Annotated in this window: 35 protein-coding genes and 1 rRNA gene; 32 read left to right on the forward strand and 4 right to left on the reverse strand. The window is 42.5% G+C overall.

Translation table 11 applies throughout. The annotated features are described in order from the left end of the window. Window position 1: 1 nt before the first annotated feature. The 26 genes from BPOF4_RS00700 to BPOF4_RS22560 all read left to right on the forward strand — a co-directional run bounded on the left by BPOF4_RS00700 (window position 2) and on the right by BPOF4_RS22560 (window position 15093). Window positions 2-187, forward strand: coding sequence for a type Z 30S ribosomal protein S14 (locus BPOF4_RS00700; protein WP_012957149.1), 186 nt, complete (start codon window positions 2-4; stop codon window positions 185-187). Window positions 188-216: 29 nt separating this feature from the next. Continuing rightward, window positions 217-615 carry a 30S ribosomal protein S8 gene (rpsH, locus tag BPOF4_RS00705; RefSeq protein ID WP_012957150.1) on the forward strand — a complete coding sequence of 133 codons (399 nt, stop codon included), beginning with the start codon at window positions 217-219 and terminating at the stop codon, window positions 613-615. Between the two features lie 33 nt (window positions 616-648). Continuing rightward, window positions 649-1185, forward strand: a complete 537-nt coding sequence (gene rplF / locus BPOF4_RS00710) for a 50S ribosomal protein L6 (RefSeq protein WP_012957151.1) — start codon at window positions 649-651, stop codon at window positions 1183-1185. Between the two features lie 26 nt (window positions 1186-1211). Next, window positions 1212-1574 carry a 50S ribosomal protein L18 gene (gene rplR / locus BPOF4_RS00715; RefSeq protein ID WP_012957152.1) on the forward strand — a complete coding sequence of 121 codons (363 nt, stop codon included), beginning with the start codon at window positions 1212-1214 and terminating at the stop codon, window positions 1572-1574. Window positions 1575-1595: 21 nt separating this feature from the next. Then, a complete protein-coding gene (gene rpsE / locus BPOF4_RS00720; protein WP_012957153.1) occupies window positions 1596-2096 on the forward strand; it encodes a 30S ribosomal protein S5 in 501 nt (166 codons plus the stop codon). Window positions 2097-2109: 13 nt separating this feature from the next. Continuing rightward, on the forward strand, window positions 2110-2298 hold the full coding sequence (gene rpmD, locus BPOF4_RS00725) for a 50S ribosomal protein L30 (protein ID WP_012957154.1): 189 nt from the start codon (window positions 2110-2112) through the stop codon (window positions 2296-2298). 31 nt (window positions 2299-2329) lie between these two features. After that, a complete protein-coding gene (rplO, locus tag BPOF4_RS00730; protein WP_012957155.1) occupies window positions 2330-2770 on the forward strand; it encodes a 50S ribosomal protein L15 in 441 nt (146 codons plus the stop codon). After that, window positions 2770-4062, forward strand: a complete 1293-nt coding sequence (secY, locus tag BPOF4_RS00735; RefSeq protein WP_012957156.1) for a preprotein translocase subunit SecY — start codon at window positions 2770-2772, stop codon at window positions 4060-4062. Before rplO ends, secY begins: the two co-directional genes overlap by 1 nt. 75 nt (window positions 4063-4137) lie before the next feature. Then, window positions 4138-4791: an adenylate kinase gene (locus BPOF4_RS00740; RefSeq protein ID WP_012957157.1), complete on the forward strand. Its 654-nt coding sequence runs from the start codon at window positions 4138-4140 to the stop codon at window positions 4789-4791. Further along, a complete protein-coding gene (gene map, locus BPOF4_RS00745) occupies window positions 4788-5534 on the forward strand; it encodes a type I methionyl aminopeptidase (RefSeq protein ID WP_012957158.1) in 747 nt (248 codons plus the stop codon). Before BPOF4_RS00740 ends, map begins: the two co-directional genes overlap by 4 nt. 18 nt (window positions 5535-5552) lie before the next feature. Next, window positions 5553-5876, forward strand: a complete 324-nt coding sequence (locus BPOF4_RS00750; protein WP_012957159.1) for a KOW domain-containing RNA-binding protein — start codon at window positions 5553-5555, stop codon at window positions 5874-5876. 4 nt (window positions 5877-5880) lie between these two features. Next, window positions 5881-6099: a translation initiation factor IF-1 gene (gene infA, locus BPOF4_RS00755; RefSeq protein ID WP_010896341.1), complete on the forward strand. Its 219-nt coding sequence runs from the start codon at window positions 5881-5883 to the stop codon at window positions 6097-6099. Between the two features lie 100 nt (window positions 6100-6199). Continuing rightward, the gene (rpmJ, locus tag BPOF4_RS00760; RefSeq protein WP_003322638.1) at window positions 6200-6313 is read left to right on the forward strand and encodes a 50S ribosomal protein L36; all 114 of its coding nucleotides are present in this window, start codon (window positions 6200-6202) and stop codon (window positions 6311-6313) included. A 22-nt stretch (window positions 6314-6335) separates the two neighbouring features. After that, window positions 6336-6701: a 30S ribosomal protein S13 gene (gene rpsM, locus BPOF4_RS00765; RefSeq protein WP_012957160.1), complete on the forward strand. Its 366-nt coding sequence runs from the start codon at window positions 6336-6338 to the stop codon at window positions 6699-6701. Between the two features lie 20 nt (window positions 6702-6721). After that, complete coding sequence (gene rpsK, locus BPOF4_RS00770; RefSeq protein WP_012957161.1) at window positions 6722-7114, forward strand: 30S ribosomal protein S11; 393 nt, start codon at window positions 6722-6724, stop codon at window positions 7112-7114. A gap of 167 nt (window positions 7115-7281) precedes the next feature. Next, a complete protein-coding gene (locus BPOF4_RS00775) occupies window positions 7282-8226 on the forward strand; it encodes a DNA-directed RNA polymerase subunit alpha (protein ID WP_012957162.1) in 945 nt (314 codons plus the stop codon). 92 nt (window positions 8227-8318) lie between these two features. Beyond that, entirely contained in the window at window positions 8319-8681 is a 363-nt protein-coding gene (rplQ, locus tag BPOF4_RS00780) for a 50S ribosomal protein L17 (protein ID WP_012957163.1), read from the forward strand. Window positions 8682-8866: 185 nt separating this feature from the next. Next, complete coding sequence (locus tag BPOF4_RS00785) at window positions 8867-9703, forward strand: energy-coupling factor transporter ATPase (protein ID WP_012957164.1); 837 nt, start codon at window positions 8867-8869, stop codon at window positions 9701-9703. Continuing rightward, window positions 9679-10551 carry an energy-coupling factor ABC transporter ATP-binding protein gene (locus tag BPOF4_RS00790; protein WP_012957165.1) on the forward strand — a complete coding sequence of 291 codons (873 nt, stop codon included), beginning with the start codon at window positions 9679-9681 and terminating at the stop codon, window positions 10549-10551. Before BPOF4_RS00785 ends, BPOF4_RS00790 begins: the two co-directional genes overlap by 25 nt. A gap of 2 nt (window positions 10552-10553) precedes the next feature. Beyond that, window positions 10554-11354 (forward strand): energy-coupling factor transporter transmembrane component T family protein, encoded by an 801-nt coding sequence (locus BPOF4_RS00795; RefSeq protein WP_012957166.1) that lies wholly within the window; start codon window positions 10554-10556, stop codon window positions 11352-11354. A 10-nt stretch (window positions 11355-11364) separates the two neighbouring features. Beyond that, complete coding sequence (gene truA / locus BPOF4_RS00800) at window positions 11365-12108, forward strand: tRNA pseudouridine(38-40) synthase TruA (RefSeq protein ID WP_012957167.1); 744 nt, start codon at window positions 11365-11367, stop codon at window positions 12106-12108. A 200-nt stretch (window positions 12109-12308) separates the two neighbouring features. Then, window positions 12309-12746 (forward strand): 50S ribosomal protein L13, encoded by a 438-nt coding sequence (rplM, locus tag BPOF4_RS00805; protein WP_012957168.1) that lies wholly within the window; start codon window positions 12309-12311, stop codon window positions 12744-12746. Window positions 12747-12766: 20 nt separating this feature from the next. Further along, window positions 12767-13159, forward strand: a complete 393-nt coding sequence (gene rpsI / locus BPOF4_RS00810) for a 30S ribosomal protein S9 (RefSeq protein WP_012957169.1) — start codon at window positions 12767-12769, stop codon at window positions 13157-13159. Between the two features lie 128 nt (window positions 13160-13287). Continuing rightward, window positions 13288-13614, forward strand: coding sequence for an alpha-helical endospore appendage domain-containing protein (locus BPOF4_RS00815; RefSeq protein ID WP_012957170.1), 327 nt, complete (start codon window positions 13288-13290; stop codon window positions 13612-13614). 145 nt (window positions 13615-13759) lie between these two features. After that, a complete protein-coding gene (locus BPOF4_RS00820) occupies window positions 13760-14068 on the forward strand; it encodes an alpha-helical endospore appendage domain-containing protein (protein ID WP_012957171.1) in 309 nt (102 codons plus the stop codon). A gap of 245 nt (window positions 14069-14313) precedes the next feature. Then, on the forward strand, window positions 14314-15093 hold the full coding sequence (locus BPOF4_RS22560) for an alpha-helical endospore appendage domain-containing protein (protein ID WP_012957172.1): 780 nt from the start codon (window positions 14314-14316) through the stop codon (window positions 15091-15093). Window positions 15094-15095: 2 nt separating this feature from the next. On the opposite strand, the gene BPOF4_RS00830 is transcribed toward BPOF4_RS22560, so the two are convergent. Together BPOF4_RS00830 and BPOF4_RS22385 are read right to left on the reverse strand one after the other, a co-directional pair. After that, window positions 15096-15617 carry a hypothetical protein gene (locus BPOF4_RS00830; protein WP_148229476.1) on the reverse strand — a complete coding sequence of 174 codons (522 nt, stop codon included), beginning with the start codon at window positions 15615-15617 and terminating at the stop codon, window positions 15096-15098. Window positions 15618-15641: 24 nt separating this feature from the next. Beyond that, window positions 15642-16106, reverse strand: coding sequence for an alpha-helical endospore appendage domain-containing protein (locus BPOF4_RS22385; protein WP_012957174.1), 465 nt, complete (start codon window positions 16104-16106; stop codon window positions 15642-15644). 166 nt (window positions 16107-16272) lie between these two features. Between BPOF4_RS22385 and BPOF4_RS00840 the strand changes: the two genes are divergently transcribed. The 3 genes from BPOF4_RS00840 to BPOF4_RS00850 all read left to right on the forward strand — a co-directional run bounded on the left by BPOF4_RS00840 (window position 16273) and on the right by BPOF4_RS00850 (window position 18627). Continuing rightward, window positions 16273-16710, forward strand: a complete 438-nt coding sequence (locus BPOF4_RS00840) for a YbaK family protein (protein ID WP_012957175.1) — start codon at window positions 16273-16275, stop codon at window positions 16708-16710. A gap of 62 nt (window positions 16711-16772) precedes the next feature. Next, complete coding sequence (cwlD, locus tag BPOF4_RS00845; protein WP_012957176.1) at window positions 16773-17486, forward strand: N-acetylmuramoyl-L-alanine amidase CwlD; 714 nt, start codon at window positions 16773-16775, stop codon at window positions 17484-17486. Window positions 17487-17571: 85 nt separating this feature from the next. Beyond that, window positions 17572-18627 (forward strand): Mrp/NBP35 family ATP-binding protein, encoded by a 1056-nt coding sequence (locus tag BPOF4_RS00850; RefSeq protein WP_012957177.1) that lies wholly within the window; start codon window positions 17572-17574, stop codon window positions 18625-18627. A gap of 27 nt (window positions 18628-18654) precedes the next feature. Here BPOF4_RS00850 and gerD read toward each other — a convergent pair whose 3' ends face one another. Continuing rightward, window positions 18655-19314, reverse strand: coding sequence for a spore germination lipoprotein GerD (gene gerD / locus BPOF4_RS00855; RefSeq protein WP_012957178.1), 660 nt, complete (start codon window positions 19312-19314; stop codon window positions 18655-18657). A 145-nt stretch (window positions 19315-19459) separates the two neighbouring features. On the opposite strand from gerD, the gene BPOF4_RS00860 reads away from it, so the two are divergent. Then, complete coding sequence (locus BPOF4_RS00860) at window positions 19460-20065, forward strand: KinB-signaling pathway activation protein (protein WP_012957179.1); 606 nt, start codon at window positions 19460-19462, stop codon at window positions 20063-20065. Window positions 20066-20086: 21 nt separating this feature from the next. Here the strand turns inward: BPOF4_RS00860 and pdaB are convergent, their stop codons facing one another. Beyond that, window positions 20087-20848 (reverse strand): polysaccharide deacetylase family sporulation protein PdaB, encoded by a 762-nt coding sequence (gene pdaB / locus BPOF4_RS00865; protein WP_012957180.1) that lies wholly within the window; start codon window positions 20846-20848, stop codon window positions 20087-20089. 173 nt (window positions 20849-21021) lie between these two features. On the opposite strand from pdaB, the gene BPOF4_RS00870 reads away from it, so the two are divergent. Then, complete coding sequence (locus BPOF4_RS00870) at window positions 21022-21249, forward strand: hypothetical protein (protein WP_012957181.1); 228 nt, start codon at window positions 21022-21024, stop codon at window positions 21247-21249. A 374-nt stretch (window positions 21250-21623) separates the two neighbouring features. Beyond that, window positions 21624-23175: ribosomal RNA gene (locus tag BPOF4_RS00875) — 16S ribosomal RNA — on the forward strand. Window positions 23176-23223 lie beyond the last annotated feature (48 nt).

Consider the following 23223-nt stretch of genomic DNA (forward strand, 5'->3'; position numbering starts at 1 on the left):
TTTGGCAAAGAAATCAATGATTGCAAAGCAAAAACGTACACAAAAGTACAAAGTACAAGAGTACACTCGCTGTGAACGTTGCGGTCGTCCTCATTCAGTATTGCGTAAGTTTAAACTTTGCCGGATTTGCTTCAGAGAGCTTGCTCACAAAGGGCAAATTCCTGGTGTGAAGAAAGCTAGTTGGTAAGCCCAAGAACGGGAAGGAGGTAAATAACTATGGTCATGACAGATCCAATTGCAGATATGCTGACTCGTATTCGTAATGCGAACACAGTTCGTCACGAGAAGCTTGAATTACCTGCTTCAAAGGTAAAGAAAGAAATCGCTGATATCCTTAAGCGTGAAGGCTTTATTCGTGACTATGAATATATCGAAGACAATAAGCAAGGTGTAATCCGCATCTTCTTAAAATATGGTGCTACAAATGAGCGTGTAATTACTGGTCTTAAACGTATCAGTAAGCCTGGTCTACGTGTATATGCGAAAGCTGGAGAGCTTCCTCGTGTATTAGGCGGCCTAGGAATCGCGTTAGTTTCTACATCAAACGGTGTAATGACAGACAAGGAAGCACGTCAACAACAAGTAGGCGGAGAAGTATTAGCATACGTTTGGTAATACATTCCTTGAAATGAATGGAGGTGTACAAGAATGTCTCGTATTGGTAATAAACCAGTAGAGGTTCCAGCTGGTGTAACAATCACGCTTGATGGAACACTACTTACGGTTAAAGGTCCTAAAGGTGAACTTAGTCGTAATCTTCACCCGGACATGAAAGTCAATGTAGAAGAAAACCAAGTTACAGTAGAGCGTCCGTCTGAGCACAAGGAGCACAAAGCTCTTCACGGAACTACTCGCAGCTTAATCAATAACATGGTTGAGGGCGTAACGAAAGGCTACGAGCGTGCGCTTGAGCTTATCGGGGTAGGTTATCGTGCAACAAAGTCAGGACAAAAGCTTGTACTTAACGTTGGTTACTCTCACCCAGTTGAAATCACTCCTGAAGCGGGTATCGAAATCGAAGTACCTGCTAACACGAAAGTTATCGTTAAAGGTATCGATAAAGAGCGTGTAGGAGCAGTTGCATCTAATATTCGTTCAGTACGTCTTCCTGAGCCTTACAAAGGTAAAGGTATTCGTTACGAAGGCGAATATGTGCGTCGTAAAGAAGGTAAGACTGGTAAATAATTAATTACGGAAAGGAATGACGTTCAATGATTACGAAGCCTAGCAAAAATTTGGCGCGTAAGAAAAGACACGCTCACGTACGTCGTGCGATCACAGGAACACCTGAACGTCCACGTCTTAATGTTTTCCGTTCATCAAAACACATTTACGCACAGCTTATCGATGACGTAAATGGTGTAACTCTTGCTTCTGCATCTAGCTTAGATAAAGAGCTTGCACTTGAGAACGGTGGAAATAAAGAAGCAGCTAAAGCTGTAGGTGAGCTTGTTGCTAAACGTGCGGTAGAAAACGGTCATAAAGTAGTAGTGTTTGATCGCGGTGGTTATGTATACCACGGTCGTGTACAAACATTAGCAGATGCAGCTCGTGAAGCTGGCCTGCAATTCTAAAGAACAAAGGAGGGAAAACGAATGCGTCGTATTGACCCTAATACGTTGGAACTTGAAGAGAAAGTAGTAGCTGTCAATCGTGTAGCGAAAGTAGTTAAAGGTGGACGTCGTTTCCGCTTTGCTGCATTGGTTGTAGTAGGCGATAAGAACGGCCATGTCGGCTTCGGTATGGGTAAAGCTCAGGAAGTTCCTGAGGCAATCCGTAAAGCGGTAGAAGATGCAAAGAAAAACCTCATTGAAGTACCAGTTGTTGGTACATCAATTCCACACGAGATCATCGGTCACTTTGGTGCAGGGCGCGTATTATTAAAGCCTGCTTCTGAAGGTACTGGAGTAATCGCTGGAGGTCCTGTACGTGCGGTATTAGAACTTGCTGGTGTAGGTGACATCCTTTCTAAATCACTAGGTTCTAACAACCCAATCAACATGGTTCGTGCAACTATGCAAGGACTTAAAGAACTGAAGCGTGCTGAGGAAGTTGCAAAACTTCGCGGTAAATCAGTGGAAGAACTGTTAGGATAAGGAGGGAACGTCAATGGCTAAGAAATTAGAAATTACCCTCACTCGTAGTCTTATCGGTCGTCCGGAAGACCAACGCGTTACAGTGAACACACTTGGATTACGCAAAATGCACCAAACTGTTGTTCAAGAAGATAACGCTGCGATTCGCGGTATGGTAAATAAGGTATCTCACCTTTTAACAGTAAAAGAAATCGAAGCTTAATAGCTTAATTTATACATGAGGAGGTGTCGACATGAAACTTCATGAGTTGAAGCCCGCAGAAGGATCACGTAAAGTACGTAATCGTGTAGGACGTGGTATCGGTTCTGGTAACGGTAAGACATCAGGTAAAGGTCACAAAGGTCAAAACGCTCGTTCTGGCGGTGGCGTACGTCCTGGTTTCGAGGGTGGTCAAAACCCATTATACCGTCGTCTACCAAAACGCGGCTTTACTAACCCGACTCGTAAGGAGTTTACAGTGATTAACCTTGAGACGCTCAATCGTTTTGATGCAGGTACTGAGGTAACACCAGAACTACTTATCGAATCAGGTACAGTAAAGAACGTAAGAAACGGAATTAAGATCCTTGGAAACGGAAAGCTTGAAAAGAACTTAACAGTTAAAGCACATAAGTTTTCTGCATCTGCAGTTGAGGCAATCGAAGCTGCTGGCGGAAAAACTGAGGTGATTTAATGTTCGGGACGATCTCCAACATTATTCGAGTGGGTGACATACGACGTAAGGTTGTTTTCACCCTACTCATGCTCGTTGTCTTTCGGATCGGTAGCTTTATCCCTGTACCAGGGGCAAACAGTGATGTTCTGAACTTCCATGACCAATTGAATGCCTTCGGGTTCTTAAATACTTTTGGTGGTGGAGCACTTGGCAACTTCTCGATTTTCGCAATGGGTATTATGCCATACATCACTGCATCGATTGTGGTTCAGTTGTTGCAAATGGATGTTGTACCTAAGTTTGCCGAGTGGGCTAAAGAGGGGGAAGCTGGCCGACGTAAGCTGGCACAGTTCACCCGATATGGAACGATCGTTTTAGGCTTTGTTCAAGCAATTGGAATGTCTATTGGATTTAACTCCTTTTTCCCAGGATTAATTCCAAATCCAAGTGTTCCAACTTATTTGTTTATTGCACTTGTTCTTACAGCGGGAACAGCATTTCTTATGTGGCTTGGTGAACAAATTACCGCTAAGGGTGTTGGTAATGGTATTTCGATCATTATCTTTGCAGGTATCGCAGCTGGTATTCCAAACGGACTTAACCAATTGTATGCTACACAGATTCAAGATGCTGGCGAACAGCTATTCTTGAGTATCGTTTCATTATTACTACTTGCTTTAGCAATACTAGCTATTATTGTTGGTGTTATCTTTGTTCAACAAGCATTACGCAAGATTCCTGTTCAATACGCAAAACGCTTAGTTGGTCGTAGTCCTGTAGGTGGTCAATCTACACACTTACCATTAAAAGTGAACGGCGCAGGGGTAATTCCGGTTATCTTCGCACTTTCACTATTCATCTTCCCTCCAACAGTTGCCGGGTTCTTCGGAACGGATAATGCAATTGCTGCATGGGTAACAAGAGTATTTGATTATACTCAGCCGGTGGGTATGGTAGTGTATGCATTGCTTATCATTGGATTTACGTACTTCTATACATTTATCCAGGTCAATCCTGAAAAAATGGCCGAGAACCTCAAAAAGCAAGGTGGCTATATTCCAGGAATTCGTCCCGGTAAAACAACTCAAGTGTACTTAACTCGCATTTTATACCGTTTAACGTTTGTCGGAGCATTGTTCCTAGCAACTGTAGCAATTATCCCGGTTTTCTTCACACGATTAATGGGTCTGCCAGCGGCGATTCAAATCGGTGGTACTGGATTATTAATCGTAGTTGGTGTAGCATTAGACACGATGAAACAGATAGAAGGACAGCTTATTAAACGTTCTTATAAAGGCTTTATTAAGTAACAAGGGGAGCAGGGGAGGATCATTTCTTCCCGTTCGCCTTCTGTTGTTAAATCGGAGCGATGGAGGGGATTAGTGATGAATCTTATTTTAATGGGTTTACCAGGAGCAGGTAAAGGTACTCAAGCTGAGCGTATTGTCGAGAAATATGAGGTCCCTCATATCTCTACAGGTGATATGTTTCGAGCTGCCATTAAAGGAGAAACAGAGTTAGGTTTAAAAGCTAAATCGTTTATGGATGCTGGTGAATTAGTGCCGGATGAAGTGACAATTGGCATTGTGAGAGAGCGTCTCTCTAAAGCGGACTGTGAGAAAGGCTTCTTATTAGATGGCTTCCCTCGCACAGTAGCACAAGCAGAAGCATTAGAAGATATGCTTGCTTCAATGGAACGTAAACTTGATTACGTATTAAACATTGATGTACCTGAGCAGCTTTTAATGGATCGTTTAACTGGTAGACGTGTGTCGCCAACTTCAGGTAAGACATACCACATGATCTACAACCCGCCAAAGGTTGAAGGGAAATGTGACGTTGATGGCGGTGAGTTAATCCAACGTGATGACGACAAGCCGGAAACAGTAAAAAAACGTCTTGAAGTAAATCAACAGCAAGCACAGCCACTAATTGATTTCTATACAGAAAAAGGCTATCTTCGTACGATCGATGGAGATCAAGATATCAATAAGGTATTCGAAGACTTAGATGAACTTCTGAAAGGACTCAATGCATGATTATTTGTAAGACAGAACGTGAATTAGAAATCATGCGTGAAGCTGGGAGAATTGTTGCTCTGACTCACCAAGAGTTAAAGCAGCATATCCAACCTGGTATTACTACTAAAGAATTGGATGAGATTGCAGAAAAGTTGATTCGTTCACACGGTGCAACACCCTCATTCAAAGGGTACAATGGATTTACAGGCAGCATCTGTGCTTCAGTAAACGAGGAATTGGTACATGGTATACCCGGTTCTAGAGTGCTTAAGGACGGCGATGTAATTAGTGTTGACATTGGTGCTAAGTTGAATGGGTACCACGGTGACTCCGCTTGGACGTATGCTGTAGGTACAATTTCTGATGAGGATCAACAATTGTTGGACGTCACAGAAAACGCATTATATAAAGGGTTGGAACAGGCTAAGCCTGGTGAGAGATTATCAGACATTTCTCATGCAATCCAAACTTATGCTGAGCCGCTCGGTTATTCAATTGTTCGGGAGTATGTAGGCCATGGAGTAGGGCAAGACTTACATGAAGACCCGCAAATCCCACACTATGGACCACCTGGTAAAGGACCTCGTCTAAAGCCTGGAATGGTACTAGCAATTGAACCAATGATTAATGCAGGTTCTCGTTATGTGCGTACACTTGCCGATAACTGGACTGTGGTTACAGTTGACGGCAAAAACTGTGCACACTTTGAGCATACGATTGCAATTACAGAAACAGGGTATGAAATTTTAACAAAACTTTAGATGTAGGTGATGGATGTAATGAACGACTCTGGTCCGAGTCCCGGTATCGGTCAAATTGCTATCGGACAGATAGTGCAAGTCAAAAAAGGTAGAGACGAAGGCAGCTATGCTGTGGTCATTGAGGTCCAAAATGATCGTTATGTCTTGATTGCTGATGGAGATAAGCGTAAAATTGATCGAGCTAAGAAGAAAAACATCAACCATCTAGAATTGTTGAACTACATTGCTCCTGAAATACGTATGAGCGTTGAAGAAACGGGACGTGTTACTAACGGAAAGCTCCGCTATGCACTTAGCGGTTTCCTAAAACAACAACTTGATTTGCTGAAGGAAGGAGAGTAAATTCATGGCCAAAGAGGATGTAATTGAAGTGGAAGGTACGGTCATCGAGCCGCTGCCAAACGCAATGTTTCGTGTAGAGTTAGAGAATGGTCACAAGATCCTTGCTCATGTTTCTGGTAAGATTCGTATGCACTTTATCCGAATCCTTCCTGGAGATAAAGTAACGGTTGAACTATCACCGTATGACTTGACTCGTGGACGAATCACATATCGATACAAATAAACGTTGCGATTTGCTAGCGAGATCTATCCGATAGACTTGCTAGATGTGAATTGAACGATTACAATTAAATGCACTCCGTACCATAAGGAGGTAAACGATAATGAAGGTAAGACCATCAGTCAAGCCAATTTGTGAAAAGTGTAAAGTTATCCGTCGTAAAGGGACGGTTATGGTTATTTGTGAAAACCCTAAACACAAACAAAAACAAGGTTAATATTTAAGGAGGTGCACAGCACATGGCACGTGTCGCAGGTGTAGATATTCCTCGTGATAAGCGAGTGGTTGTATCACTCACTTATATCTATGGAGTTGGAAAAACAAAGTCATCTGAAATTTTAGCGGAAGCTGGCGTATCTGAGGATACTCGCGTTCGTGATTTAACAGAAGAAGAATTAGGTCGTATTCGTGAAGCAGTTGAAGCTCACACAGTTGAGGGTGACCTTCGTCGTGAAGTATCACTTAACATCAAACGCCTAATCGAAATCGGTTCATACCGTGGTATCCGCCACCGTCGTGGTTTACCAGTTCGTGGTCAAAACTCTAAAAACAATGCTCGTACGCGTAAAGGTCCTCGTCGTACAGTAGCAAACAAGAAGAAATAGTAAAGGAGGTCGCATAAAAAATGGCTAAGAAAACGAATACTCGTCCAAAGCGTCGTCAACGTAAAAATGTTGAGGCTGGTGTTGCGCACATCCGTTCAACATTCAACAACACTATTGTGACGATCACTGACACGCACGGCAATGCTATTTCTTGGGCAAGTGCAGGTGCATTAGGATTTAAAGGTTCTCGTAAGTCTACTCCATTCGCAGCGCAAATGGCAGCTGAAACAGCAGCTAAAACAGCAATGGAGCATGGCATGAAAACAATCGAAGTTTCTGTAAAAGGCCCTGGTGCTGGTCGTGAAGCTGCGATTCGTTCACTACAAGCTGTTGGACTTGAAGTTAACATGATAAAAGATGTTACTCCAGTTCCTCATAACGGTTGCCGTCCGCCAAAACGTCGTAGAGTGTAACGAAATCAATCATTGTATAGATTTCCTGAAAGTGTCAATAATGGATGAGACGAATACATCCGATTGACAAAAAGGTGAAACGGTTGGGAACTGCCTAATGGGGATTTCCGGTTAGGCTTTCCTGGCAGTCTACCGGAGTTCGACGTTTTGAAGGAGGGTTTGTTTTAATGATTGAAATCGAAAAGCCAAATATTGAAACGGTTGAAGTTAGTGAAGACGCAAAGTACGGTAAATTTGTCGTTGAGCCACTAGAGCGTGGGTATGGAACGACTCTTGGTAACTCCTTACGTCGTATTCTTTTATCTTCTCTTCCTGGTGCTGCTGTTACTTCAGTTCAAATTGATAGTGTTCTGCACGAATTCTCAACAATTGAAGGTGTTGTAGAAGACGTAACGACTATTATCTTGAACCTTAAGAAACTTGCACTTAAGATTTATTCTGATGAAGAGAAGACGCTAGAGGTAGATGTTCAAGGTGAAGGTGTAGTAACTGCAGGCGATTTAACACATGATAGTGATATCGAAGTGCTAAATCCAGATCTGCATATTGCAACTTTAGCAAAAGGAGCACACTTCCATATGCGCCTTACAGCAAAGCGTGGCCGTGGTTACGCACTTGCTGAAGGGAATAAGAATGACGATCAACCGATTGGTGTTCTTCCTATTGACTCTATTTACACACCGGTATCTCGTGTCAACTATCAAGTTGAAAACACTCGTGTCGGTCAAGTCACCAACTATGACAAACTAACCCTTGATGTGTGGACTGACGGAAGCATTCGCCCAGAAGAGGCTGTGTCACTTGGCGCAAAAATCTTAACTGAGCATCTTAATATTTTTGTAGGCTTAACGGATCAAGCACAAAATGCTGAAATCATGGTCGAAAAAGAAGAAGATCAAAAGGAAAAAGTTCTTGAAATGACGATTGAAGAACTTGATCTTTCTGTTCGTTCTTACAACTGCCTGAAGCGTGCTGGTATCAATACGGTACAAGAGTTAACGCAGAAGTCAGAAGAAGACATGATGAAAGTACGTAACCTTGGACGTAAGTCACTAGAAGAAGTTCAAGAGAAACTTGGCGAACTAGGTTTAGGCCTTCGTAAAGAAGACTAATCCCAGCCTGCTCTTAACTCTTTTAAGGTTTGAAAGTTCTTTTATATCTCTGGCTTAACAGCAAGAGAAGGTAACAAAGGAGGGAAACGAACATGGCATACGCAAAATTAGGTCGTGATAGTGCTGGTCGTAAGGCTCTTTTCCGTGACTTAGCAACTGACCTTATCATTAATGAGCGCATCGAAACGACTGAAGCGAAAGCGAAAGAGCTTCGTTCAATCGTTGAGAAAATGATCACTTTAGGGAAGCGTGGAGATCTTCATGCTCGTCGTCAAGCTGCAGCTTTCATTCGTCGTGAAGTAGCTAACGAAGAGACTAACGAAGATGCAATCCAAAAGCTATTCTCTGAAATCGCAACTCGTTACGAGGATCGTCAAGGCGGTTACACTCGTATTCTTAAAGTTGGTCCTCGTCGTGGAGACGGTGCACCAATGGCGATTATTGAACTTGTATAATTAGAGTCTTTAAAGAGTCATTATATGAGGCGACAAAGGGCTGTACAGGATCTGAGCAAGTAACGCTCTGACTCTGGGGGCCCTTTTTTGTTGCTCATATATTTGTCATAGAGAATGAGACCACTCCTATATATTGATTTCATTCGGTTTCATTCGAGTAAAAGACCTTTTGAGGAGGGTTTTATTTGTCTGCTTTTATTGAGCTTAAGGAAATATCGTTTCAATACGAAGAATCGAAGGATCTAGCGCTTCATGACTTGACGATCTCCTTTAACCGAAAGGAATGGGTGTCCATTCTAGGACGAAATGGATCAGGTAAGTCCACGTTTGGCAGGTTAATCAATGGCTTGCTGACACCGCAGCAAGGCAGGGTGATAGTAGATGGCTTCCATACATCTTCTGAAGAGGAGTTATGGCAAGTGAGAAAGCGTGTCGGTATGATTTTTCAAAATCCAGATCATCAATTCGTTGCGACGACTGTTCGCGATGATATTGCTTTTGGGTTAGAAAATCAGGGGATTCCTCGTGATGAGATGATCTCTCGAATCGAAAAGTACTCTCAATTAATCGGTATCAGTCATCTCTTAGATGCAGAGCCTCACCGCCTCTCTGGAGGACAGAAGCAGCGTGTAGCGATTGCTGGCATTATTGCCCTAGAGCCTGATCTAATTATATTTGATGAAGCAACGTCCATGCTTGATCCCTCAGGTCGTAAAGATGTCATGAAAACGATGAAGATGCTTCATGACCGCGGTATGGCTATTATGACGATTACTCATGACATGGAAGAAGCAGTCATGGCTGAACGTGTACTTATCTTTGAAAATGGTCAAATAAAAGCAGATGGTCCACCCAAAGAGGTATTTCAATCGAGTGAACAGTTAGAAGCTGCTGGTTTGAAGGTGCCTTTTTCTGTACGTCTTGCTCATGAGCTAGAACAAAAGGGGATCAGCTTCGAGCAGTTACCTCTGACGGAAGGAGAGTTGGTTCGGGCGTTATGGACATATCATTCAAAGGCGTAGAACATCGGTATATGATTGGAACACCATTTGAAAAAACGGCCTTACATCCTGTAGACCTCTTTATTCCTTCCGGTTCATTTACTGCCATAATTGGTCATACAGGATCAGGTAAGTCTACTCTTATTCAACATATTAATGGACTCCTTAATCCAAGTGCAGGAGAGATTGTAATCGGTAAATTTAAACTGAATGCTGATAAAAAGAATAAGCAGCCGTTACGAGATTTAAGGCAGCAGGTTGGTCTTGTTTTTCAATACCCTGAGCATCAGTTGTTTGAAGAAACAGTGGCTAAGGATATTTGTTTTGGGCCGATGAATTACGGAGTGACTGAAGAAGCGGCTATGCGCCGGGTGCGTGAGCTTCTGCCTCTTGTAGGGCTAAATGAAGATGTACTTGAGTCGTCTCCTTTTCAATTAAGCGGCGGTCAGATGCGACGGGTAGCGATAGCTGGAGTGCTTGCAATCAGGCCTTCTGTACTAGTTCTAGATGAGCCGACAGCAGGCCTTGACCCAGAAGGAAGAGTCCAAATGCTTGAGCTCTTTAATAATTATCATAAGGAATATGGCACGACAACGATTCTTGTTACTCACAGCATGGAGGATGCAGCGAAATATGCTGATCATTTAGTGGTAATGAATAACGGGAAGATTGAGATGTCTGGCACCCGCGATCAAGTGTTTAAGGAGTCTGAGCGTCTAAGTGAGATAGGGCTTGATTTACCTGACACTGTTCGACTGCTGGCTCAGGTGAAAAAGAAGTTTAACCTTACTGAGGTTCCTCTGCTTTTTGAAAAAGAAGAAGTGGCTGCATTTCTAGCAGACCTTCTTCACGAGAAAGGAGAGGGCTGATCATGTTTCAAAATGTGATTATCGGCCAGTATGTGCAGGGTAATTCCTTTTTGCATAAGCTTGATCCGCGCTCAAAGCTGATTAGTGTCTTTATTTTATTAATCATTATTTTCTTTGCTGATAACTGGTTTTCAAGCTTATTGCTAGTAGGGTTAACTGTCATGTTAATGGCCATCTCAAGGGTTCCGCTTTTATTTTTATATCGCGGGCTCAGGCCGATTTTATGGTTAGTGTTGTTCACTCTCATTCTCCATATCCTCTTAACAAAAGAGGGCCCTGTCCTGATGACGCTCGGTCCGATCGCCATTCATGAGGGCGGCGTGATGAACGGCTTATTTATTGCTACGAGACTGTTAACGCTTGTGATGCTGACATCATTGATCACATTAACAACGAGTCCGATTGATTTAACAGACGGGCTAGAGTCATTGTTTACCCCGCTTAAAAAAGTAGGGCTGCCGGCACATGAGCTTGCTTTAATGATGTCGATTGCTCTCCGGTTTATCCCAACCTTTATGCAAGAGACGGAAAAGATCTTAAAAGCGCAGATGGCCCGCGGGGTGGATTTTAGTTCTGGTCCGATTTCAAAGCGGGTAAAAGCACTGCTTCCGCTCCTCGTACCGTTGTTTATCAGTGCGTTTAAGAGAGCAGAGGATTTAGCTCTTGCAATGGAAGCGCGCGGCTACAGGGGCGGTGAAGGCCGTACGAAGCTAAGAGTGTTGATGTGGAATGGCAAGGACTCTTTTGTCGTTGTGTCGGCTTTGGTGATTGGCGTTGGAATTATATTGTTACGAAACGGGTAGGTGAAGCGAATTGAACCGTATAGCATGTATCATCTCGTATGATGGAACGAACTTTTCAGGCTATCAAGTTCAGCCGAATAAACGAACCGTACAATTAGAGATCGAGCAAGCCTTAAAACGTGTGCATAAAGGACAAGAGGTAAGTGTCACCGCCTCTGGCCGTACCGATGCAGGTGTTCATGCCAAAGGCCAAGTCATTCATTTTGACAGCCCGTTTCGTATTCCTGCAGCTCAATGGCCTAAAGCATTAAATGCATGTCTGCCTGATGATATTCGAGTGCTTTCTGCGCACTATGCAGAGAAGGATTTTCATGCGAGATATCATACAACAGGCAAGGAGTATCGCTATCGTGTGCTGAATGCAGAAGATCCTGATGTATTCAGACGGCATCATACAGCACATGTCTTGTACGCGCTTGATATTGATAAAATGAGACAGGCAGCGGCTTATTTAATTGGCACTCATGACTTCAGCGCGTTTTGTGCAGCAAATACAAGTGTCATAGATAAAGTGCGCACTCTTTACGCAGTCGACATTAACGTACACGAAGATGAACTGCATTTTATTTTGCGCGGGAATGGGTTTCTCTACAATATGGTTCGGATTATTGTCGGCACGCTGCTTGAGGTTGGCTACGGCAAGAGAACAGCAGAGAGTGTGGATACAGCACTTCGTACGTGCAAGCGGGATGATGCTGGAAAAACAGCTCCTCCACAGGGACTTTATCTATGGTCCGTACAATATAATGACTGAAATAAGTTTTCCAGAAAAAAACTTTCTAAAACAACGAACCCTAGTGTAACAAATTGTTGACATTGGGTTTTGATTATTATATGATTTTAGATGGTAATTCTAACACCCACTAGCCCCGGGTAGTAGAATGTTACAAGAGACTTTGGATTTAACACACTTGATTTTAAATTTGAAAGTGAACGTATTTAGGAGGGAAATTCATGCGTACAACATATATGGCAAAGCCAAACGAAGTTGAGCGTAAGTGGTTTGTAGTAGACGCTGAAGGCCAAACTCTTGGTCGTCTAGCTTCTGAAGTTGCTTCTATCCTTCGTGGTAAGCACAAACCAACTTACACTCCGCACGTTGACACTGGTGACCACGTGATCATCATCAACGCAAAGAAAATTGAACTAACAGGTAACAAATTAAACGACAAGATTTACTACCGTCACACAAATCACCCAGGTGGTTTAAAGATGACTAAAGCTGCTGATATGCGTGCTAACAAGCCTGAGCGTATGCTTGAGCTTGCTATCAAGGGAATGCTTCCTAAGAACACGCTTGGACGTAAGCAAGGTATGAAACTTCATGTTTATGCTGGAAGTGAACACAAACAACAAGCTCAAAAACCAGAAGTTTACGAACTTCGCGGTTAATCGATAGGGAGGTTATTATCTTGGCACAAGTACAATACTACGGTACAGGTCGCCGTAAGCACTCTGTTGCGCGCGTACGTTTAGTACCAGGTGATGGTCGTATGATCATCAACGGTCGTGAATTAGATGAATATTTCGGTCTTGATACTCTTAAGCTTATCGCTAAGCAACCACTAGTTGAAACTGGCGTTGAAGGTCAATATGACGTTCACGTTAACGTTGACGGTGGTGGGTACACAGGACAAGCAGGCGCTATCCGTCACGGTGTAGCACGTGCACTACTTGAAGTAGATCCTGAAAACCGCACATCTCTTAAGCGTGCTGGCTTCTTGACTCGTGATGCTCGTATGAAAGAGCGTAAGAAATACGGTCTTAAAGCAGCTCGTCGTGCACCTCAGTTCTCAAAACGTTAATATCGTTTTCAAAAACTCTCATCCATTTTGGATGGGGGTTTTTTGTTTTTGTTTAGCTGATCTATAGACATTCGCCCTGCCCAATATAAATATACGGAATAGAGTGTAGTGATGGAGGAGGAGAGTAAATGTCATATCCAAATATACCTGATATTAATTCGTTTGATGGTTTAGACCGTGAGCAAGTCGCGCTGCTGCTGTTAGCATCCATTGCACTCGAAGAATTAAGCTTAGCTCATATTATGAATGCGGAGGCAGAAAAGCTGCAATATGCATTAGGAACATTACTGCCTGGGCAGACGCCCATAGTAGGAGATTTCGAAGATTTGCTAACGATTAACCGAAGCGTTGAACGGATGTTAAGAACAGTAATCAAAAAAGAAATGCTGCTCCAATTTAAGTTAGAGGATGTTATTGATTCAGGCCTTCTTGAAAATAATGTACCTGGAGATTAATTAGAAATGTAAAGCTCTTAACCAATGGGTTAGGAGCTTTATATATTTAGAAGGAGCTAAGAAAAGGCAGTGCATCAATGACACTGGCTGTTTCAAGGGGTTATCTGAATGAATAAATTATAAATAAGAAAGGAGGTAAGCTAAAATGGATAATCTACCAATAGAGCTATTACCAAAAGAAGGGTTAGACCGCGAGCAAGTAGCGTTATTGTTATTAGCATCGATCGCTTTTAAACAATTTAGTTTAGCCCACGTCATGAATGCGAGTGCTGAAGAGCTGCAAGCTGCACTTGGTTTAATAGAAAACCCTGAAGTTGGCCAAGCTGAGTCCTTAGACGAATTACTAGAAGCCAATAACCGATTAGAACAATCCCTTCAACATGTAATCAAAAAAGAGATTTTGCTGTTGTATAAGTTAGATAACATTTTAAAGTATTTGAAGGAAAATCCTTAGTAAAAAGTGGAAGACCTTAGAATCTCTTAAAAACATAATTAAAAAAAGCCTGGTTATAAATGAGGGGTATTTTGAATCATCTGATAGAAAAGCTTTAATGAAGAGCTTACAATTTTGATTTATTAAAGAATGAGCAAGTACAGTGAAACCCTTGTTAAAACAGGCATTAGCATGCGGACAAGGGCCGTCCCCTTTTCATTTTATATGAATACTTTAGAACTATAAACGAAAGGAGGACATTAAAAATGTCAATGTCTAATATACCAGAAAATCTCAATTCAATAACTGGATTAGATCGAGAGCAAGTAGCTCTATTACTACTAGCTTCGATTGCCTTTGAAGAACTAAGCTTAGCTCACATCATGAATGCGGAGGGTGAGAAGCTGCAGTATGCGTTAGGGACTCTTGAAAATGGAGGGGGCCTTGCTGAGGACTTAGATTTAGATGGTCTTCTAGCTGTCAACCGCAGTGTAGAACGTATGTTGAGAACTGTTATAAAAAAAGAAATGCTGCTTCAATTTAAGCTAGAGGATATTTTAGATTCAGGGCTTTTAAATGGAAATGGACCAACACCGCCGCCAGTTTTCGAGTGTGCATGCTCAGCAGAGGCACTAGTCAATTCACAAACCGAAACGACAACTGCTTCATTTCCTGAAGAAGAATTAGAGGATATAGAGGGTAACGTAGCTGGACAACTACGTATTTGTGCAGATTGTGAGGAAGATATACGAATTAACTATAACTTCAATGCTCAAGGAGTCAATCTTCAATTCGATGCAGATGTAGAAGAATTAGATGAAGTAGACTGTGATGATATAGAGAATGGTATTGTTACAGTAACAGGTACTGGAAGAGCTACAGGTACAGGTTTTGACCAAATGAACACACCTGTAAACTTTACGATGGTATTTGATGATGATGCGAATATCGTAACATTAACGTTAACAGATATAGATACAGGAGATGAGTTATACGTTGGAGTAACAAGTGCTCCTGTAGGTGTTAGTCCGTGTATTGAAGATTAAAATCATATCCACAACAACGGGGGAGCTGGCTGTTGAATGGTATGTTGTTCATACCTTATCTGCAGCAGCTCCTTCTTTTCTTTATAATAACTCATTAAATCATCAAGCTTGCTATTGAATAATGGCAGGTCTTTTTTGTATAGGGGCGAGCTTTTTAAAAGGATGCGTAACGTTTTGATAGCTGATAATAATTGCTGCTGATTCTCTTCTAATTCATCAAGGTCAATGATGGGTGCTGCACCGTTGTTAGGAATGACCATTACATAATACTGGAGTTTACGCTTGAGAAGATGCTGCAGCTGGCATAACTGAGATAAGCTCGCGTGAACGAGCAAGCAGACCTGTTTATTTGTTATCATGTCCGCCTCATGGATCCCTTTATTCTTATCAATCGATTCAATCAATTCAATCAATTCAATCAATTCAATGCTTGCACCTAGATAAGAATTAAGCGCCTTTTCCATACTTGAAATAGACTTCAGTAATATCAATGGTTTATTTGCATGAGGGTTTGTTTTCATCATCCTCACCTCCTAACAAGCTTGTGGTTAATCATGACAGCCGCAGTCGCAGTCACCTTCGCAATGACAATCGCATTCACAATCACACTCTTTTTCATGTTTATGGTCTGTGCCAAATTCAAACGCGCACCCGCAGTCATGGTGATGCTTATGATCATGACAAGGGTCATAACATTTATCGCAATGTGAGTGACAATGTTTGAGGTCTATAATCTCCATGGTCGTCTCAAGTTTTCTAAGCAGCAGAAATTCTTTCATCAGAACAGAGTCGATCATTCGATTAACTGACTTATTAAACGTAATAATCTCGCCGGTATTAGGACAAGTAGGGAAGTTTAGATGCTTTCCGACAAAGGCTTGAATTTTCTCAGCTTCTGCATTGACTAAATGAGAGAGAGCTATCTCTTCTAAAGCGATCGATTCCATCAAATCGATCGTTACTTTACATAAGTCAGGACGATGGGGCTGTTTTGGAATAATAGGCATACTCATTTGACCGACCTCCTTAATACAATTCTCTCCTAGTGTATGGGTATCTCCCTAAATGGTGCCTGTCATGAATGTTTTTAAATCCTTCATCTCCTGACAATTTTTCCACTGCATAGTGACATTTACATTCCCCATACTAATGGCAACATGATTTATGGGAGTGAGGAGAATGGCAGTTGTATCGACCTTTTCAGAAAAAAGACGTGAAAAGCAGTGGAAATTTGAACGAGGGGTATTAAGGCAGCTCTCGTTAAAGCAGTTAAAAGAAGATGTGCATAAGCATTTTAAGCCAGTTGTTCCGTTTTATTTCTTATCTCATCCTTTTTTACTCGATCCTTGTATGGACATGGCTATTGATGCTTACTTAGTGGGAGCAGAATACGGGAGGTTTGGCTACTTAGGAGAGTCCGTTTCAGAAGTCATGGCAAGATGTGAAGATGAATTAACCGATATTTCCTTTTCCTTGTTTAACCTATTACAAGGGTGGAACGGGGATACAGATTATTTATTAGAGTCACTTAAAATTTCATCTGATGTCTTTATAGACCGTTGGTGGGAAAAAGGATTTAAAGAAGCAGAAAAACGCCACAGACTTAGACTTCATTAAACCATTCATATTTTCCTCCTTGTCCCAATATATATGGGTAGGGATATAAAGGGGGAAGGCTGATGATCAGGTGGATGAGAGGCATAGCGTTTGCGCTCGGTATAGTGGGACTGCTTTTTTTAATACAATATCAATTTATCAGTAAAGATTCGGCGACATGGCATCTGCCCTTATCAGGCAAAATTATAGTCGTCGACCCAGGCCATGGCGGGATTGACGGAGGTGCCGTGTCAAAACAAGGTCTGCTTGAAAAAGAAGTTACCTTAGCAATAAGCGAACACCTAAGAGATTATCTTCAAGAAGCAGGTGCACTTGTATTAATGACAAGAGAGGAAGACCGCGATTTAGCAGGGGAGGGAACAAAGAAAATCAGGCATCGTAAAATTGAGGATTTGAAAAGACGGGTTGAGATCGTCAATGAGTCAGATGCCGATCTGTTTGTGACCATCCACCTTAATGCGATTCCTTCACCAAAATGGAGCGGGGCACAAACGTTCTACCATCGCGCAATTCCTGAAAATGAAGGACTGGCCAAATTTGTGCAAGATCAAATTCGGACGAACTTAGAGAATACAGAAAGAATAGCTAAGCCTATTGATAATATCTTCTTATTAAAGAAAGCAGAAATCCCAGGGGTGTTAGTAGAGGCTGGATTCTTATCTCATCCAACAGAAGCGTCGATGCTACAGACCGAGGCGTATCAAGATAAGGTCGCAGCTTCAATTTACCAAGGAATCATGAGATATTATACGAATGAAGAAGAACCTGTCTCATAATTCTAACGAGGTGTAAACGGATTCACGGTCCTTATGCAGAATATGCTATACTAGGCATATAACTGGTTAAAGGATGGTGTTCATATTGGTAACAGAAACGACAATTGTCGAAGCCTTAAAACGAGTCAAAGATCGTGATTTAAATAAAAGCATCGTCGAAACTGGTGGTGTACGTGAAGTAAAGATTAAAGGCGGAAATGTCAGCGTCAAAATTGCTCTTGCCAAAACAGGCACAGCAGAACAAATGGAAGTGCAGCAGGAAGTAGTTAATGTATTAAAAGGAGAAGGGGCAGAATCTGTAGGCCTGCGCTTTGAAGAGCTGACAGAACAAGAGTTGAAGTCGGCCGGCGGATTAAAAGAAGCGGCATTTGAAGGCCCTTCTATTCTGGCTCCTGACAGCCCAACGACGTTTATTGCGGTAACAAGCGGTAAGGGGGGCGTTGGAAAGTCCACCGTATCTGTTAATGTGGCGACAACACTAGCTCGTCTTGGGAAGCGTGTCGGAATTATTGATGCAGATATCTATGGCTTTAGTGTGCCGGATATGATGGGAATTGAAGAGCGTCCAAAAGTCATTGCAGATCGTATTTATCCTGTAGAACGCTTTGGTGTAAAAGTCATTTCTATGGGCTTCTTTGTTGAAGATAATGCACCCGTGATCTGGCGCGGACCAATGCTTGGTAAAATGCTTAATCAGTTCTTTAGTGATATTGAGTGGGGCGAGCTTGATTACTTAATCCTTGATTTGCCGCCGGGTACAGGTGATGTTGCCCTTGATTTACATACAATGCTTCCTCATTCAAAAGAAATTTTGGTGACAACGCCTCATGCTACAGCAGCCTTTGTAGCTGCACGTGCAGGTACAATGGCTATTAAAACACATCATGAAATTCTTGGTGTCGTTGAGAACATGGCATACTTTGAAAGCAAGACAACAGGAGAGAAAGAATATGTGTTTGGCCGCGGAGGCGGAGAACGTTTAGCAGAAGAGTTAAAAACAGATATTCTTGGCCAAATTCCTCTTGGACAACCTGACATCGATGAAAATGATTTTGCGCCATCTATTTATGCTGAGGATCATCCAAATGGTCTGATTTATAAAGAAATTGCCGAGAAAATTATTGTAAAAATCGAAAAGTAAAAAAAGAAGCCGCTTTGGCTTCTTTTTTTATCCACCTGAAGATTGGCCGCCGCTTCCACTGCCACCGCCGCCTTCTTCTTGTTGCTGTTCCTCTTGCTGTTTCTTCTCTTCCTCTGCTTTGGCTGGATCTTGTTTCTTCATTTGCTCCTCAGCAACACTGCCTAAGATCTCACTAATTTTAGCAACGAAATAAGGACTCTCAAAGGCCTCAGACATAACAGTCATCACTTGCTGGCGGTATTCCTTTGACTTCATAACCTCAAGCACCGTTTCTTCCATTTCGGGATTTTGCAGAACGGTGATCATCATGCCTTGGTATTCAGGGTCTTTCATTAAACCTTTTAGCATCTTTTCATTTTCTGTCTGCATACTTTCTGCAAAGGTTTTTGCAAACTCAGGATCCTGCATCACTTCTTGCCAAAAAGCTCGCCCCTTTTCAGAGGTTAAGGTTTCTTGGATCGTTTCTTTCACATACGCATTGTCCATTACAAGCTCATGACGCATCTCTTCTTCGTTCATAATTTCTTGAATCGCTTGCTTGCCCTCATCGGTCTTAAGCATATCGACCATCATCTTTTTAGTACCTTCATAATCTGTATTATTGCCACCGCTTCCTTCAGCAGTTGCGCAGCTTATTAGTGTAAGTATAGCTGAGCACACAATCAACCCATGAAGAAATTTTTTCATGACAGCTGCTCACCTCCTTCGCTTTGTCATTAATTTGAGATATTTATTAAAAAAATATGCATGAGTAACAGTGAACAACTAGCATTTTTTAATCTTGATTGATACAATCATGACAGTATGTTTAACGATTTTGGAGGAAATGCCAGTGAATAGTCGGAAAGTGGTATATTTATTTTTTTCTACATTGCTTGTAGGAAGTTTAAGTGGAGCAATTGTTGGCTTTATTATTGATTTTGATGTGTATACAGGCGGGGACATTACAAATATGGTAGTCGGGCTCATTTGGCTGCTTGGGATCAGTGCGGCATTTAGCTTAGTGAGTCAAATGGGCTTCTTTGCCTACTTGACGCTGCACCGCTTTGGACTCGGTTTATTTAAATCGGCTAGGCTTTGGAACAGAATACAAGTAGTTCTGATTGCGTTTGTCATTTTTGATTTAATTTATCTGCGGTATATTGCCTTTGCAACAGAAGGTGAGACGATTCTGCACTATACCATTATGCCGGTTTTACTGTTAGCATATGGGCTAGTCATTGCTTACCTTAAAGCAAAAGATACAAATCAAGGAGCATTTATTCCAGCTTTATTTTTCATCGTGGTTGTTACGACGATTGAATGGGTGCCAGCCCTAACGGTAAATGACCCTAAATGGTTATGGATGTATTTTGCACCGCTTATCTCAGCAAATACATGGCAGCTGCTTACTCTTCATAAGCTGACAAATCAACCAAATACGAAAGCTCGAGCATAGTCGCTCGAGCTTTTTTTATTTCTATTTAATTTCTTCGCTTTCAGCTTCAGTGCTTGCCATCAGTTCTTCAACTGAAATAAAAGTAAAACCTTTTTCTTTTAATTGATCAATAACGATAGGAAGGGCTTTATCAGTCTGCTTTACAGAATCTGATGCATGGAACAAAAGAACGTCTCCGGATGTCGTGTTGTTTACGACATTATCTACAATGACATCGACTCCTGGATTTTGATAGTCGAGAGAATCCACGCTCCAATGTACAACACTGTAATCTTGTTTTTCAGCAAGGGCCAGGATTCGTTTATCAAAAGCCCCATTTGGAGGTCTAAGCAACGTTGGCTTTTCGCCAGCTAATTCAGTAAGAACTTGTTTACTCCTCACTAGATCTTTCCTCACCTTTTCATCTTCCCATGAAGTATAGCTCTTATATTGATAGCCATGGCTTCCGATTAAATGACCGGCCTCTTTAATTTGCTTTACTAAATCCGGATACCGCTCGGCCCAGGATGCAGAGACAAAGAACGTTGCTTGATCAACACCCTTTTGAGTTAACACATCAAGGATCGGTCCAACCTGTTTATCTCCCCAGCTTAAGTTAAACGTGAGTGCGATACGGTTATCATCTGTCTCCGCTTTGTAAAACGCCTGTGGTCCTTCTGATGTTGAAAAAACAGGAAGCTGGGCTCGTTCGATATATAAGAACCCTGCAGCAAAAAGTGCCATAACAATAATTAAAGATAATTGCTTCATACGTTTCGCATGAATGACCCAAATAAACTTCATTTATTATCCCCCTCGTCCACCTTTTAGGATAAATTTATGCAAAGTATTAGAACATATGAATAAAAACATTAGGTTTAGAAAACAATTTAGTTAGATGGCACTTGTAAGATATAACCAATTAAATAAAACGAGTATGTAATGCTGTTGAGTCTCTAAAGGTTGAGGTGTTGCTTGTGTTAGGTTTTTTGTTAAATAGTAAAGAAGTAATTGAAGTGGAATACATGTTGAAAAGAGAGATGGAAGAGCTCTTACTAGATCTATCCGACCCGAGAATAGATGAGGTCGTCAAAAAAGCAATGGAAGAAAAGTATCAAATTGTGTACGGCATCTATAAACGGTTTGTCCCTCCAAATGATCGAATGAAATACATGCTTCAAAAAAATAAGAAACATACCCAGTGAGAAGAGGGAGGCATTGCCTTCCTTTTTCTTTTGCCTTAATTCACTATATGAATGAATAGAAGAAAAATCATTAAAAAAATCGTTGACTTCAAAAAATGGACATGCTATATTAGTACATACCGCAAGGGAACAACAAACAACATTGAAAAATATTTCAAAAAAGGTTGTTGACTTCCACATAAAGATGCGGTAAGATAACTAAGTCGCCAACGAGCGGCGAACAAGTTCTTTGAAAACTGAACAAAAGCCAAGCGAAATAGAGATACATGATATCTCGTCAATTATTAGCAGAGATGAACTTCGATTAAGTTCGCAACGTCCTGTTGCAACATCGAAGCCAACACATCCTGTGTAAGTGAGCTTAATCAAACACTTTTATGGAGAGTTTGATCCTGGCTCAGGACGAACGCTGGCGGCGTGCCTAATACATGCAAGTCGAGCGGACTGATGGGAGCTTGCTCCCTGAGGTTAGCGGCGGACGGGTGAGTAACACGTGGGCAACCTGCCTGTAAGACTGGGATAACTCCGGGAAACCGGGGCTAATACCGGATAACCCGTTCCACCTCATGGTGGAGCGGTAAAAGATGGCCTTTGGCTATCACTTACAGATGGGCCCGCGGCGCATTAGCTAGTTGGTAAGGTAACGGCTTACCAAGGCGACGATGCGTAGCCGACCTGAGAGGGTGATCGGCCACACTGGGACTGAGACACGGCCCAGACTCCTACGGGAGGCAGCAGTAGGGAATCTTCCGCAATGGACGAAAGTCTGACGGAGCAACGCCGCGTGAGTGATGAAGGTTTTCGGATCGTAAAGCTCTGTTGTTAGGGAAGAACAAGTGCCGTTTGAATAAGGCGGCACCTTGACGGTACCTAACCAGAAAGCCACGGCTAACTACGTGCCAGCAGCCGCGGTAATACGTAGGTGGCAAGCGTTGTCCGGAATTATTGGGCGTAAAGCGCGCGCAGGCGGTCTCTTAAGTCTGATGTGAAAGCCCACGGCTCAACCGTGGAGGGTCATTGGAAACTGGGAGACTTGAGTACAGAAGAGGAGAGTGGAATTCCACGTGTAGCGGTGAAATGCGTAGATATGTGGAGGAACACCAGTGGCGAAGGCGACTCTCTGGTCTGTAACTGACGCTGAGGCGCGAAAGCGTGGGGAGCAAACAGGATTAGATACCCTGGTAGTCCACGCCGTAAACGATGAGTGCTAGGTGTTAGGGGTTTCGATGCCCTTAGTGCCGAAGTTAACACATTAAGCACTCCGCCTGGGGAGTACGACCGCAAGGTTGAAACTCAAAGGAATTGACGGGGGCCCGCACAAGCAGTGGAGCATGTGGTTTAATTCGAAGCAACGCGAAGAACCTTACCAGGTCTTGACATCCTTTGACCACTCTAGAGATAGAGCTTTCCCCTTCGGGGGACAAAGTGACAGGTGGTGCATGGTTGTCGTCAGCTCGTGTCGTGAGATGTTGGGTTAAGTCCCGCAACGAGCGCAACCCTTGATCTTAGTTGCCAGCATTCAGTTGGGCACTCTAAGGTGACTGCCGGTGACAAACCGGAGGAAGGTGGGGATGACGTCAAATCATCATGCCCCTTATGACCTGGGCTACACACGTGCTACAATGGATGGTACAAAGGGCTGCAAAACCGCGAGGTTGAGCGAATCCCATAAAGCCATTCTCAGTTCGGATTGTAGGCTGCAACTCGCCTACATGAAGCCGGAATTGCTAGTAATCGCGGATCAGCATGCCGCGGTGAATACGTTCCCGGGCCTTGTACACACCGCCCGTCACACCACGAGAGTTTGTAACACCCGAAGTCGGTGAGGTAACCTTTTGGAGCCAGCCGCCTAAGGTGGGACAGATGATTGGGGTGAAGTCGTAACAAGGTAGCCGTATCGGAAGGTGCGGCTGGATCACCTCCTTTCTATGGAGTATTTACTCTAGTCGATGTATGATCTTACGATCATATACG

This window comes from Alkalihalophilus pseudofirmus OF4 (genome assembly GCF_000005825.2).
Classification (GTDB): domain Bacteria; phylum Bacillota; class Bacilli; order Bacillales; family Bacillaceae_D; genus Alkalihalophilus; species Alkalihalophilus pseudofirmus.